We start from the raw sequence: 13,031 nt of genomic DNA, 5'->3' as shown, positions 1-13,031 counted from the left end.
TGACGCTTATTCAACTTCCTTTCTTCGCGGTGAAAAACTCTTCTTTTTCTTCAATTCCTTCTTACCCGAGGTACTTAGCCACGATCGGCAGTCTTCTTCCCACACCAAAAGCCTTCGACGACACGCGGATGATGGGACAGAACTGGTTGCGCTTGTATTCGTTGCGGTTCACCATGCGGAGGATACGGGTTACGAGGGCTTCGTCATAGCCCTGGGCCACGATCTCCTGCGGCCCTTGCGACAGCTCGATGTATTGGTACAGGATGCGGTCAAGCACTTCGTAATCGGGAAGCGAATCGGAGTCCTTTTGGCCGGGACGCAGTTCCGCTGATGGCGCTTTGACGAGAATATTGTTGGGAATGATCTCCCGCTCCCGGTTGATGTAGCGGGCGAGGGCATAGACCTGCATCTTGTACAGATCGCCGAGTACGCCGAGGCCGCCGGCCATATCACCATAGAGCGTGCCGTAGCCGGTTGCCAGCTCGCTTTTGTTCGATGTATTGAGCAGGATGTAACCAAACTTGTTGGCGAGCCCCATCAGCAGGTTGCCGCGCGTGCGGCTTTGCAGGTTTTCCTCGGCAATGTTGAATGGAAGGTCGCCGAAGAGCGGCTTCAGTGTTTCGAGTAGCGCATTGTATACCTTTTCAATGTGCACGATATCGTGCCGGTTGCCGAGGTTTTCACTCAGCTTCACGGCATCGTCTACCGAGTGATCGGACGAATAGGGCGAGGGAAGCAGCAGCACGTGCACGGCGTCTTTGCCCAAAGCTTCCACCGCCAGCGCCTGCACCACGGCCGAATCGATACCGCCGGAAGCACCCAGCGTGGCCTTGCCGAAACCCATTTTACCAAAGTAATCGCGGATGCCCAGGATGAGCGCATCGTGGATCTCCTGGATATTCTTATCATCGGTGAGGTAAACGAGCGTGTCGGTGTCACGCCCCACCTGCGTGGCGGAATAATAGTATTTGTGATCCGCCGCCGGAACTTCTTTTTTGCGTGTCAGCTCCTCCAGGTCGAAGAGGGCGTAGTCTTCGCGGAAGTAGGCCATCTCCTTCACCAGCTGCGCGTTGATATCGTATACCAGCGAACCGCCGTCGAACACGATCTCCGTCTGCGCGCCCACGGTGTTGCAATAGAGCATCGGGATGCCGTACTTGGCGGTATGCGCTTCCACGATGGAGCGGCGCACCGTGTCGGCGGCGTAGTTGTAGGGGGAAGCAGATAGGTTGATCATCACATCGGGACCTTCTTTTATGAGGTGCTCCATCGGCGTCACGCGGTAGAGCGGGTTATCGCCCAGGTTCCAGATATCCTCGCAGATGGTCACGGCCAGTTTCTTTCCTTTGAAGTCGACGCAGCGCCACCGGAAAGCCGGCTCGAAGTAGCGGTTCTCGTCAAACACATCGTAGGTGGGCAGCAGGGTCTTGTGGATCTCGGCTTTTACTTCGCCGCCATAAAGCAGGTAGGACGCGTTGAAGAGCTCCTTGCCTTCTTTCTGCGGGTTGCGTGCCGGCGCGCCTACCAGCACCCCGATCTCCGGCGCATGGGCCTTGATGCGGTCGAGGGCGGCGTAGCATTCGCGGATAAAATCGGCGAAGTCGAGGAAGTCGCGCGGCGGGTAGCCACAGATGCAGAGCTCCGAAAATACCACCAGCTCGGCGCCGGCGGCCCGCCCGCGGTCGATGCCGTCGAGGATGCGGGCCACGTTAGCTTCGAAGTTGCCGATATGGTAGTTCTGTTGTGCGAGAAAAATCTTCATGTCTATTGGTCTATTCGTCTATTGGTTAATTGGTAATCCTCAACGCCGTTACACCTGCCATCAATGCCGTCATTGCGAGCGTAGCGAAGCAATCCCCTGTTCTATGGCACTGCTCTATTGCGCCAAACAAAGGCAGTGTGCACCGCGGGGGATTGCTTCGGCCTTCCACTTCGTTACAGGCCTCGCAATGACGGCCGGAGGGGAGTCGGCAGCTTCAAAGGGAAATCACAAATCTGCCAACACATCCGACCTCGGAGATCGGAGATCGGACATCCGAACGTATTTTGGCGCAAAGTTCCGGAAAACACGATGAAGCGATACCTCTACGTGGCAATAATTGTGCTGTTGGCGGCCTGCCGCCGCGACGACCGTCACCCCGACATCTCCAAGATCAAGGTCGACCTGAAGCTGGAGCGCTTCGAGCGGGACTTCTTCCGCATCGACTCCAATAATATCAGTGGCGGCCTCGCCCACCTGCGCAATGCCTACCCCGATTTCTACGGGATCTTTATGAATAACATTATCGGTATCAACCCGGCCGACTCCAGCGGGCAGCTCGTGATCCGCTATATGCTCCGCGACTATGCGCCGGTGAACGCAGCCATCCAGAAAAAATACCCCGACCTCGGCTGGCTGCAGGAGGAATTGACCACGGGCTTCCGATATACCAGGTATTATTACCCCGACTACCCCGTGCCGAAGCTCCTCACCTTCATTGCCACCTTCGACGCCCCGCCGGTGGTGGTGGCGCCGGCCTACCTGGGCATCGGCCTGCAGCAGTTTGCCGGCAAGGACTTTCCCGCCTACCAGGAGGAGGAGATCCACCAGATGTACCCCGACTATATCGCGCGCCGATTCGACAAGGAATACATAGCTGCCCGTGCCATGGCGGCTGTGGCCGATGATATTTATCCCAACCAGAGCGTGGGGCGCCCCCTCATCGAGCAGTTCGTGGAGGGCGGCAAGCAGTGGTACCTGCTCGATCACCTGCTGCCCGACGCCCCCGACAGCACCAAGACCGGCTATACCGGCGCGCAGCTGGAGTGGCTCCGCAAAAACGAGGGCAACGCCTGGGGCTATATCCTGAAAAACGAAAATCTCTACAGCATCGAGCCCAATGTCATCCAGACCTACCTCGGCGAGTCGCCCTTTACGCAGGGCCTTCCGGAGGTTTCGCCGGGAAATATCGGCCAATGGCTGGGCTGGCGCATCGTGCAGGAATACGCCCGCCGCTCGGGCAAGCCGCTGCCCGAAGTGCTGAAAACGCCGGCCCGGGCGGTGTATGAGGGAAGCAAGTACAAACCGAAATAAGATCTCCGATCTCTGATGCCCGATGTCTGATCTTAGGTCTAAAACCGTGCATGGCGCAGCCAGATCAGACATCCGACATCCGCCATCAACACATTCTCTAAAGAAGAGCCCCCGCCTGTGGCGGGGGCTCTATCGTGATCCGGAGCCGTTAGCAGGGCCAAAGGAACACAGTTCACGATACGTATATATAGGGAGGGGGAAGATTAGTTGTACTTGAACGGGGTGATCATCTCGAAGGCCGGGATATTCACCTCGAACAACTGCTTGGTGTGGAGGTTCTCCATCAGGTAGGTGCCGTGCATCCGGCCCATCTCCGTATGCAGGTTGCAACCGCTCACGTACTGGTATTCGTCGTGCGCGTTGATTACGGGCTGCATGCCCACCACGCCTTCGCCTTCCACCTCGCGGTACTCACCGTCGGAGTCGAAAATGTACCAGTGACGGCTGAGCAGCTTCACCGGGAAGCTGTTGTTGTTTTCTATGGTGATGCGGTAGGCAAACATGAATTCGCTCTGCAGCGGATTGGAATAATCCTGTTGGTAGAATGTCTCCACGCTGATCTTCACCCCTTCTGATATTTTGGATACCATACTACAAGTTTAATAAGTGTTATTCAAAGAACCCGCCAAGAATTAATACGGGTTCGCACCGTACAATAGATTCCACACACCTACTTTTGCGGGCAGTATTTTTACCCATCAAACGGGGAACGATCGCCTTGCAAAACACTGTTAGTGCCCGGTCGGGGCCGGTTACACTGGATTCACGGTGATGCTTCCCGTTAAAAACCAAACGTTTATCAATGAAAATCGCCGTAGCCAAAGGGGACGGGATCGGTCCTGAAATTATGGACGCCGTTCTGAGCATCTTCGCCGCAAATAAGGTAGACCTGGAATATGAGTTTGTGGAAATGGGTAAATGGGTCTTCGATAAAGGCTACTCCAACGGGATGACCCCCGAGGCGCAGGCGGCCATCGAGCGCCTGGGCATCCTCTTCAAAGGCCCCATGGAAACACCGAAAGGCAAGGGCGTGAAGAGCGTCAACGTCACCGCCCGCAAAACCTGGAACACCTATGCGAACAAGCGCACCTTCCAGACCCTTCACGGCGTTGACACGGTTTTCTCGAAGGCCGGCATCCCCATCGATATCACCATCGTACGCGAAAACATCGAAGACACCTACGGCGGCATCGAGCACATGCTCACCCACGACGTGGCCCTCTCCCGCCGCTTCATCACCCGCCCCGGCTCCATGCAGGTGATCCGCTATGCCTTCGATATGGCCCAGAAAAAGGGCGCCCGCCGCATTACCTGCGGCCACAAGGCCAATATCATGAAGCTCACCGACGGTCTCTTCCTGGAGTGCTTCTATGAAGTGGCAAAGGAATATCCCAACCTCAACGCCGACGACAAAATCGTGGACGACCTCGCCATGCAGCTGGTGGTAAAGCCCGACCAGTTTGACGTGGTGGTGATGACCAACCTCCAGGGCGACATCATCTCCGACCTCTGCGCCGGCCTCGTGGGCGGCCTCGGCTTCGCGCCTTCGGCCAATATCGGCGACCACATCTCCATCTTCGAGGCCGTGCACGGCACTGCGCCGGACATCGCCGGGAAAAACATCGCCAACCCCACCGCCCTGCTGCTTTCGGGCCTCGGCATGCTGCGCCACCTGGGCTTCCGCGAAAACGCCGCCGTCATCGAAAACGCGCTCCTCTACACCCTCGAGCAGGGCATCCACACCGGCGACTTCGGCGACAAATCGAAGCCCGCTGTGAACACCACGGAGTTTGCCCAGGCTATCATCGCCAACTTCGGCCGCGTGCCCGAGCAGGGCATGCGCCCCATGATGGAAAACACGGTGGAAAACCTCGCGGTGTGCCGCCTCGAAAAAAACACCATGATGGTGAGCAAGGAAACCAGCGAGGAGAAGATCGTGGGCATCGACGTGTTCATCGAAAGCTCCGAGAACCACGACGCGGTTGCCCGCAAGTGCCTCCAGCACACCACCGACCTGTTCAAGCTCGTAACCATCTCCAACCGCGGCACCCAGGTATGGCCCAAAGGATCGGTATTCACCAACCTCGTCAACCAGTACACCTGCCGCTTCGAGAGCGTCGGCGACCAGGGGGTGACCCAAATCGACCTGCTGGAGCTGCAAAAACGCCTCACCCAGGACTTCAAGATCTGCTCCACCGAGCTGCTGAACGAGTGGGATGGGAAGCGTTCTTACTCGTTGGCCCAAGGCCAATGATGAATGCGGTAATCCGGTAATGCGGTAATGTGATAATGAAAGGCCCGGATCGCTTGGCGATCCGGGCCTTTTACTTAATAGCTTTCTTTGGATCTGCTGACCGAAAGAGTGCCCGATTACCGCATTATCACATTACCGCATTTCTCCGTCAACCACCACTCTTCTTCGTTCCAGTAAACCCCTGCTTCACCAGGTACCCGATCACCTTTTCCCGCTGATCGCCCTGTATAAGCGCCTCGCCGTCTTTAACGGAGCCGCCGGTGCCGCAATGATTCTTGAGGCTTTTACCGAGGGCTTCGAGATCTGCCGGCTTGCCCACAAAGCCATAGACGACCGTAGTGGGTTTTCCGCCACGCTTTTCAAGCATCACGCGCAGCTTCTGCTGCTGTGGCGGCAGCGTCTCCGCAGCCTCATCGTCGTGCGGCTGGTACTGGAAGTTGGGATCGGTACTGTATACGAATCCGCCTTTATCGGGCTTGTTCTTTTTCGACATGGAAGTTGATTGGTTAAACAGTTAAATGGTTAATTGGCAGGTCTACGTAAGCACTCCTGCCGCGCACCGGCCCGATTAACCAATTAACGAATTAACTATTTTACAATTACTGCTTTGAGGCTCAGGTCCAGGCTGCGGGCCTGGTGAATAAGGCCGCCGACACTCACGTAGTCGACGCCGGCATCCGCATAACTACGGATCGTTTCGAGGTCGATACCACCGGAAGCTTCCGTTTCAAAGGCGCCGCCGATCAGGTCTACCGCCTCCTTTACCTGTGCGGGCTGGAAGTTGTCGAGCATTACGCGCAGCACTTTGCCCGGTCCGATTTTCATTACCGTTTTTACATCATCGAGCGAGCGCGTTTCGACCTCGATCTTCAGGTCGGGGCGATAGGCCTGCACATAGTCCCAGGCACGGCTAACGGCGGCCTCGATGCCGCCGGCATAGTCGATGTGGTTGTCTTTGAGCATGATCATATCAAAGAGCCCGAAGCGGTGGTTGACGCCGCCGCCGATGCGCACCGCCTCTTTTTCGAGGAGGCGGAAATTGGGCGTCGTTTTCCGCGTATCCAGCAGGCGTGTTTTATAACCCTGCAACAGGTCGGCATACTGCTTCGTGAGGGTGGCGATGCCGCTCATCCGCTGCATGATGTTGAGCACGAGGCGCTCGCACTGCAGGATGGTATGCACGCCGGTTTCCACCTCGAAGGCGGCCTCGCCCACGGCCATCGCTTCGCCGTCGGCCTTATGGCGGTGAAACACCACATTGGGACTCTGGTGGCGAAAGATCTTCTCGGCCACGTCCACGCCGGCCAGCACGCCGGCCTGCTTGATCTTCAGCACGGCCTTGCCCCGCGCATCAGCCGGGATGCAGCAAAGGGTGGAATGGTCGCCGTCGCCCACGTCCTCGCGCAGGGCGGCTTCTATGAGCTGGTATAAACGATTATCGAAATCCGGGATCATAAGGCGAAAGTAAGGGAAAGGCGTGCCAGGACCCCAGCCCGGCGAACCCGCCGCTTTGACCTCAGCCCCCGGCCCATCCCCCGGCACCTTCCCAAGGGGAAGGGGTGACTCCCGGGCAAATTATTATTGTTTGCACCCGTCTCCTGTTTGGTGCTAATAATACCAGAAGTACAATCAGCATCAAGTATCAATTAGTAAGGAACGTCCAACAGGGGGAGGGGTGAGGCCAGAGGCGCAAATTACTGACAATCAATACCTACGGGCAGAAAAGCCCGTAGCATGGCAGTATAAAAACCGGTACTGCCCTCCTACGCTCCGTGGGATGGTAGTTTGAAAACGCTAACCGGCATGCTACACACCGTAAGATGGTAGTGTGAAAATCCGTACCGGCACTCTACGCCCCGTAGGATGCCGGTATAAAAGCCGGTACTGCCATCCTACGCACCGCAGGATGGCAGTTTAAAAAGTCAGGCTATGACCTTACGCAATAAGAGGTGCGGAATCCCAATTCCATACTCCTCCCGATACATTGCGCCGCATAGCGGCGCTACAGGTCAACCCGGGGCTTCAGCCCCAGGAACAACAACTGGCGAAGAGCAGGCCTCCCCTTCCCCTTGGGAAGAGGCCGGGGGTGGGGGCAAAAAAAAAGCCCCGACGCTTCCGCCGGGGCCCGAAGGGATGGTGTGACTGTTATTTCTACTGGAAGCGGATCTCGCGAACGAGCTGCCTGCCATTGCGGGTGGTCATATATACGGTGGTGCGGAAGGCGCCGGCGCGGGTCTGCAGGGTGCCGATGGCAAACTGCGAGCCGCCGTTATCGCCCTTGTGCTTGAGCTCAAAGCTCTTCACGCCGCGGTTGTTGAAGAAGTCCTGCAGCACCGCCGTAGCCTGGGCACGGCTGTAGCGGTCCGACTTTTCCGGCAGGGTGATCTCCACATTGTCGTCGATGTATTTGGCCAGTTCGCTGGCATTACCCGCGCGCAGGGCGCCGATGACGTCGTCGAGCCCGCTGAGCGCCGTAAAGGCGGCGAGGGTGATAAAAGCCAGGAAGCCGAGTAGTATTTTTTTCATAGATGCTTGTTTTCGAGGCCCTCTTGTCGAAAATGGTGCCATTTCCGCAGGGCCCCGATGGCGCGACTAAAATAAACAAAACCTTTGCGATTCGGTAGCTTTGCCCCGTTACCCGCAAAACAAGCTTATGCTGCAACACAAAGTCATCCTCGTTATCATGGACGGCTGGGGCCTCGGAAAGGTGCCGGCCGCCGACGCCATCCGTGCCGCCAATACGCCTTTTGTCGACTCGCTTTACCGCCAATATCCCAATACCACCCTTACTACCTGCGGCGAAGAAGTGGGTCTCCCCGAAGGCCAGATGGGCAACTCCGAGGTGGGTCACCTCAACCTCGGCGCCGGCCGTATCGTGTACCAGGAGCTGCAGCGCATCAACGTGGCCGTCCGCTCCGGCGAGCTGGCCCGGAACCCAACCCTGCATGAACTCATTGCCTACGCAAAAACGAACGGCAAGCCCCTCCACCTGATGGGCCTGGTGAGCGATGGCGGCGTGCATTCGCATACGCAGCACCTGATGGCGCTGACCGATATCTGTAAGGAAAACGGGCTGTCGGAAGTCTATATACACGTCTTTACCGATGGCCGCGATACCGACCCCAAAGGCGGCTATGGCTACGTAACCGAGTTGGAGAAACACCTGCAAGGATCTGTTGGCACGATCGCCTCTGTGAGCGGCCGTTACTATGCCATGGACCGCGACAACCGCTGGGAACGCGTGCAGAAAGCCTACGATGTGCTGGTACATGGCCGCGGGGGAAGCGCCAACTCCGCCCTCGAGGCGATCGCCGGCGCTTACCACAATAACGTCACCGACGAGTTCATCCTGCCCACCGCCATCCTGCGCGACGGCACGCCCGTGGCGACCATTAAAGAAGGCGACGCGGTGCTGTGCTTCAACTTCCGCACCGACCGCTGCCGCGAAATCACCCGGGCCCTCACGCAGACCGAGTTCCCGACCTACGGCATGAGCCCGCTGAAGCTCTATTACGCCACCATGACCGAGTACGATGCCACCTTCAGGGAGGTGCACGTGCTTTTTCACAACGACAACCTCAATAACACCCTCGGCGAGATCATCGCCAACGAGGGCCTGAAGCAGATCCGCATCGCGGAGACGGAAAAGTACCCCCACGTGACCTTCTTCTTCAGCGGCGGCCGTGAGCAGCCCTTCGAGGGCGAGCAGCGCATCATGGTGCCTTCGCCGAAGGTGGCCACCTACGACCTGCAGCCCGAGATGAGCGCCCTGCCCATCACCGACGCCATCGTGGCGGAGCTCGGCCGCGAGGAAGCATCCTTTGTGTGCCTCAACTATGCCAATGCCGACATGGTAGGCCATACCGGTGTGTGGGACGCCGTTATCAAAGCCGTGGAGACGGTCGACAGCTGCGTGGCCCGCGTGGTAACGACGGCGCTGGAGCATGGCTACACCGTGTTCCTCACCGCCGACCACGGCAACGCCGACATGATGATCAACGCCGACGGCTCTCCCAATACGGCGCACACCACCAACCCGGTACCTTTCTTCATCATCGATAAGGAATGGCGCGGCAGCATCCGGCCCGGCAAGCTCGGCGATCTCGCCCCGACCATCCTTTATATGATGGGCCTGCCGATACCGGGCGAGATGACGGGAAAGATTTTGGTGCAGGATGCCTGATCTCCGATATCGGATGTCTCAAGTAGTACCTACAATAATTGCGGGAAGCGGAGCGAGACGACGCTAAGCGCATATTTTTACCAGTTAACCAATAGATCAATTAACCAATCTACGTCCATGCGTAAACGAATTCTCCTGATTCTCCTGGCCATCCTGGTCATTCTCCAGTTTATCCGCCCGGAGCGCAACGAAAGCACGGCACAGCAGCCCGGAAGCATCCTCAATGGCTACCCGGCTTCGCCGCAGGTAACGGGTATACTGAAAAAGGCCTGTTTCGACTGCCATTCCAACAACACCCACTACCCGTGGTATACCAACATCCAGCCCGTGGGCTGGTGGATGCAGCACCATGTGGACGAAGGCAAGCGCAAGCTCAATTTCGACGAATTCCGAACCTACAACACCCGCAAGCAGGTGAAGAAGATGGAAGAGACCGTTGAACTGGTGAAAAAGGGCGAGATGCCCCTGGACTCCTATACGTGGATCCACAAGGACGCGAAGCTGGATGCCGGCGAGCGGCAGGCCCTCACCGCCTGGGCCGACAGCGTAGGCAAGGCCGTTGCCAGCCAGCGACCCGAAAACCAATAGGATCTGAAATCTGAGAATCTGGAATCCGGGTTCAAAAGATTCCAGATCAACAGATTCCGGATTTTTTCCGGCTGCCGTGCAGCATTTCCCGCGCGCAATTGTCTTAACTTACAGGCATACCACCTGAACGAATATGACAGAAGAAGCCCTCTTACAAGGCTGCTTACAAAACAAGCCCTCCGCGCAGAAGGAACTGTACCTGAGGTTCAGCTCCAAGATGCTCGGGGTGTGCTACCGGTATGCCCATAACCGGGAGGATGCCGAGGACATGTTGCAGGAAGGGTTCATCAAGGTCTTTTCGCAGATCCGCTCCTTTGAGAACCGCGGGTCGCTGGAAGGTTGGATCCGCCGCATCATGGTGCACACCTGCATCAATATCCTGAAAAAAAACAAGAAGTTCAACGAAAGCGTCGACCTCATCCACGCCACCACGCTGCAGGTGCGGGAAGACGCGATCCCCTCGATCATGCAGGCCAAGGAAGTGGTGGAGTGCATCCGGCTCCTGCCCATTGGCTACCGCACGGTGCTCAACCTTTACGCGCTGGAAGGGTTTTCGCACCGCGAGATCGGGCAGATGCTCGATATCGAGGAAAGCACCAGCCGCAGCCAGTATACCCGTGCCAAGGGAATGCTGGAAGACATTTTAAGAAAGAAAAACATCCTCCTGCCCCGATCCTCCGAATGGATGGCCGTGGCCGGCAGACGTTAACCAATAACCACATCAGCTTGCTTTGAAGATATCATGAGGCGCTATTTTACAGATGATTCCATGGAGGACTTTCTGAAGAGCAATTCAGAAAGGTTCCAGATGCGTCCATCCGACAAGGTTTGGAAGGGCATCGAGGACAACCTCAAACGCCGCCGTCGCCGGATGGGCTGGTTCACCAGCCTGTTCCTCCTTTGCACCTCCGCCGGCGCCTGGCTCCTGACCCATCCCGGCACCCCCGGAAGCGGCACCGCCGCCGTCGGCACAGGCACTACCGCGGCTGCCGGCAAGAACCGGAACGGGGCCCTACTTTCCGAAACTACTTTTTCTAACCAGCGTTCCGTACCCGGAAGCAGCACCCGCACCGCGCGCGAGCAGCAAAACGGTACGGCTGCCGCAACCGGAATAAACGGGTCGAACGGTTCGGCCGCAACCGACCTCAAGCTTGCCGGCACTTCCGGAACTCCGGCAGCCGCAGCCCGCAGCAACACAACCGGGAGCTTCCTTTCAACTCAGGGTGCCGCCCAACGAGCATTGTCCGCCACCCGGGCAGGCAGCAGCAACAACGGGCCGGTGCAGGCGCATACCTCCCGCCCTGGCAACGACACCCGCAATAGCACGGTAACGGCAAGCACCGAGGTGACCAGCCTGCTGACCGACCTGGCGCTGGCACCCGACGACCAGTACCTCACCGAGGCTTCGCTGGAGAAGCCGGTACCGGTAAGCACACCGGCCCTTGCTCCCTTGCCGGCAATTGAAAGCACGCCAAAGCCCGAAGTACAGAAGCCGATTGCCGGCGCCCGGCGGATGAGCCTGCAGTTCTTCTTCACCCCGACGGTGAGCTACCGCTCGCTTTCGGAAAACAAGGACTATACGTCTTCCGTGCCCCGCAATGCGGTCGATCCGAACGCCGCGGCCCTGTATAATATCAACGACGTAGTGACCCACAAGCCCAATATCGGCGTCGAGCTCGGCCTCTCGGCCAAGGTGCCGGTATCGCGCATCGTTCGCCTGCAGGGCGGCGTCCAGTTCAACATGAGCCGCTACGACGTTCAGGCCTTCAACAACGCCCAGCCCCAGCCGGCCACGATGGCCTTTATCGGTGGCGGCGTGCAAACGAGCCAGACGAACTACACCAACTTCGAAGGCACCAGTGCCCAGAAAGACTGGCTGCAGAATATGTACCTCCAGGTATCGGCACCGATCGGTATCGAGCTGAAGCTGGCCGGCAACGAAAACACGCAATTCGGCATCGCCGGCACGGTGCAGCCTACCTATATCATCAGCGACCGCGTATACATGCTTTCCACCGATTACAAAAGCTACGCGGAAGTGCCCTGGCTCATCCGCCGCTGGAACCTCAACACGGCATTTTCAACCTATGTGGGTTACAGCACCGGCAAACTGAACTGGCAGATCGGCCCACAGGTACGCTACCAGTTGTTTTCCAGCTTTGTCAGCAAGTACCCGGTTAAAGAAAACCTGTTCGATTTCGGCCTCCGCGTAGGCGTGTCGCTGAACCCGAAGCGCTGATCCATTTTTTCGAAATTCCTGAGATCCCGCCCGCCGGCGGGATTTTTTATACGCCGCGAGCCCATCCGTACGTTATCTGGATACGCGATACCGCTCGCGGATTAACTTTACCGCTATGAAATTCTGGCTCCTGCTAGCCCTGCCGCTGTTGGCGCTTTCCTGCAAGGGAAAAGAAGAAAATACCGACGAGTCGGGCACCTTCCCGGTACTATCCTTTATCAAAAGCCAGGTGCGCGATGTCGATACCTCGCTTTATGCAATCAACAAGATCGTGACCTTCGAAGGCAGGTCCGACACAACGCCCCTGCACCGGAGCCAGTTCCGCGAGGAAGCCGCTCCTTTCCTGGCCCTCCCCGACATCACCACGCGGAAGTGGCGGGATGACTACACCGAAACGAAGCTCTACGACGAAACGCTGAAGCGCGTCGTTCTGTTTTATACCGCCAAAGACCCGGAAGCGCCGATCCAGCGCGAACAGGTGCTCATCGACCCCGATAAAGGCGCCGGCGGCGAGGTAAGCACGATCATCGTTGACCTGTACGAGGAGAAAAATGGCGGCTCGAGCCACAAAAACCTGATGTGGGACGTGAACCAACAGTTCCAGATCACCGAAAGCCTGCCCGGCCCGGGCGGCACGGAGCGCATCCGGCACACCCGCGTGGTATGGAATGATTTTTCGCGGCAATAACGAAGC

Annotated in this window: 12 protein-coding genes; 7 read left to right on the top strand and 5 right to left on the bottom strand. The window is 57.7% G+C overall.

Going from position 1 to position 13,031, the window contains the following annotated elements; genetic code table 11:
* Window positions 1-61: 61 nt before the first annotated feature.
* Entirely contained in the window at window positions 62-1,762 is a 1,701-nt protein-coding gene (locus tag EPD60_RS09790) for an NAD+ synthase (protein WP_131449257.1), read from the bottom strand.
* A 309-nt stretch (window positions 1,763-2,071) separates the two neighbouring features.
* On the opposite strand from EPD60_RS09790, the gene gldB reads away from it, so the two are divergent.
* On the top strand, window positions 2,072-3,073 hold the full coding sequence (gene gldB, locus EPD60_RS09785; protein WP_131449255.1) for a gliding motility lipoprotein GldB: 1,002 nt from the start codon (window positions 2,072-2,074) through the stop codon (window positions 3,071-3,073).
* A 203-nt stretch (window positions 3,074-3,276) separates the two neighbouring features.
* Here gldB and apaG read toward each other — a convergent pair whose 3' ends face one another.
* Window positions 3,277-3,663: a Co2+/Mg2+ efflux protein ApaG gene (gene apaG / locus EPD60_RS09780; protein WP_131449253.1), complete on the bottom strand. Its 387-nt coding sequence runs from the start codon at window positions 3,661-3,663 to the stop codon at window positions 3,277-3,279.
* Between the two features lie 212 nt (window positions 3,664-3,875).
* Between apaG and EPD60_RS09775 the strand changes: the two genes are divergently transcribed.
* The gene (locus tag EPD60_RS09775) at window positions 3,876-5,327 is read left to right on the top strand and encodes an NADP-dependent isocitrate dehydrogenase (protein ID WP_131449251.1); all 1,452 of its coding nucleotides are present in this window, start codon (window positions 3,876-3,878) and stop codon (window positions 5,325-5,327) included.
* 148 nt (window positions 5,328-5,475) lie between these two features.
* On the opposite strand, the gene EPD60_RS09770 is transcribed toward EPD60_RS09775, so the two are convergent.
* The 3 genes from EPD60_RS09770 to EPD60_RS09760 all read right to left on the bottom strand — a co-directional run bounded on the left by EPD60_RS09770 (window position 5,476) and on the right by EPD60_RS09760 (window position 7,853).
* Window positions 5,476-5,820, bottom strand: a complete 345-nt coding sequence (locus EPD60_RS09770) for a translation initiation factor (protein ID WP_131449249.1) — start codon at window positions 5,818-5,820, stop codon at window positions 5,476-5,478.
* Window positions 5,821-5,915: 95 nt separating this feature from the next.
* A complete protein-coding gene (nadC, locus tag EPD60_RS09765) occupies window positions 5,916-6,782 on the bottom strand; it encodes a carboxylating nicotinate-nucleotide diphosphorylase (RefSeq protein ID WP_131449247.1) in 867 nt (288 codons plus the stop codon).
* A gap of 696 nt (window positions 6,783-7,478) precedes the next feature.
* Window positions 7,479-7,853, bottom strand: coding sequence for a DUF4783 domain-containing protein (locus EPD60_RS09760; protein WP_165871496.1), 375 nt, complete (start codon window positions 7,851-7,853; stop codon window positions 7,479-7,481).
* Window positions 7,854-7,980: 127 nt separating this feature from the next.
* Here EPD60_RS09760 and gpmI point away from each other — a divergent pair, with 127 nt between their 5' ends.
* From gpmI to EPD60_RS09735, 5 genes are all read left to right on the top strand, one after another.
* Window positions 7,981-9,510 (top strand): 2,3-bisphosphoglycerate-independent phosphoglycerate mutase, encoded by a 1,530-nt coding sequence (gpmI, locus tag EPD60_RS09755; protein ID WP_131449243.1) that lies wholly within the window; start codon window positions 7,981-7,983, stop codon window positions 9,508-9,510.
* Window positions 9,511-9,627: 117 nt separating this feature from the next.
* Window positions 9,628-10,098, top strand: a complete 471-nt coding sequence (locus tag EPD60_RS09750) for a heme-binding domain-containing protein (RefSeq protein ID WP_131449241.1) — start codon at window positions 9,628-9,630, stop codon at window positions 10,096-10,098.
* Window positions 10,099-10,231: 133 nt separating this feature from the next.
* Window positions 10,232-10,807, top strand: coding sequence for an RNA polymerase sigma factor (locus tag EPD60_RS09745; RefSeq protein WP_131449239.1), 576 nt, complete (start codon window positions 10,232-10,234; stop codon window positions 10,805-10,807).
* 60 nt (window positions 10,808-10,867) lie between these two features.
* A complete protein-coding gene (locus EPD60_RS09740) occupies window positions 10,868-12,337 on the top strand; it encodes a hypothetical protein (RefSeq protein ID WP_131449237.1) in 1,470 nt (489 codons plus the stop codon).
* A gap of 115 nt (window positions 12,338-12,452) precedes the next feature.
* Window positions 12,453-13,025 (top strand): hypothetical protein, encoded by a 573-nt coding sequence (locus tag EPD60_RS09735; protein ID WP_131449235.1) that lies wholly within the window; start codon window positions 12,453-12,455, stop codon window positions 13,023-13,025.
* The last annotated feature ends 6 nt before the right edge of the window (window positions 13,026-13,031 follow it).

The sequence above is a fragment of the Flaviaestuariibacter flavus genome (genome assembly GCF_004337505.1).
GTDB lineage: Bacteria > Bacteroidota > Bacteroidia > Chitinophagales > Chitinophagaceae > Flavisolibacter > Flavisolibacter flavus.
Note: the sequence above shows the minus strand (reverse complement) of the source record. Positions and strands in the feature narration are given on the sequence as shown.

What these genes read in the sequence shown, in the direction of transcription:
- gpmI (WP_131449243.1), top strand. Translation starts at nt 7,981, where the DNA reads ATGCTGCAACACAAAGTCATCCTCGTTATCATGGACGGCTGGGGCCTC.
- nadC (WP_131449247.1), bottom strand. Translation starts at nt 6,782, where the DNA reads ATGATCCCGGATTTCGATAATCGTTTATACCAGCTCATAGAAGCCGCC.
- EPD60_RS09745 (WP_131449239.1), top strand. Translation starts at nt 10,232, where the DNA reads ATGACAGAAGAAGCCCTCTTACAAGGCTGCTTACAAAACAAGCCCTCC.
- EPD60_RS09760 (WP_165871496.1), bottom strand. Translation starts at nt 7,853, where the DNA reads ATGAAAAAAATACTACTCGGCTTCCTGGCTTTTATCACCCTCGCCGCC.
- gldB (WP_131449255.1), top strand. Translation starts at nt 2,072, where the DNA reads ATGAAGCGATACCTCTACGTGGCAATAATTGTGCTGTTGGCGGCCTGC.
- EPD60_RS09740 (WP_131449237.1), top strand. Translation starts at nt 10,868, where the DNA reads ATGGAGGACTTTCTGAAGAGCAATTCAGAAAGGTTCCAGATGCGTCCA.
- EPD60_RS09735 (WP_131449235.1), top strand. Translation starts at nt 12,453, where the DNA reads ATGAAATTCTGGCTCCTGCTAGCCCTGCCGCTGTTGGCGCTTTCCTGC.
- EPD60_RS09750 (WP_131449241.1), top strand. Translation starts at nt 9,628, where the DNA reads ATGCGTAAACGAATTCTCCTGATTCTCCTGGCCATCCTGGTCATTCTC.
- EPD60_RS09790 (WP_131449257.1), bottom strand. Translation starts at nt 1,762, where the DNA reads ATGAAGATTTTTCTCGCACAACAGAACTACCATATCGGCAACTTCGAA.
- EPD60_RS09775 (WP_131449251.1), top strand. Translation starts at nt 3,876, where the DNA reads ATGAAAATCGCCGTAGCCAAAGGGGACGGGATCGGTCCTGAAATTATG.
- EPD60_RS09770 (WP_131449249.1), bottom strand. Translation starts at nt 5,820, where the DNA reads ATGTCGAAAAAGAACAAGCCCGATAAAGGCGGATTCGTATACAGTACC.
- apaG (WP_131449253.1), bottom strand. Translation starts at nt 3,663, where the DNA reads ATGGTATCCAAAATATCAGAAGGGGTGAAGATCAGCGTGGAGACATTC.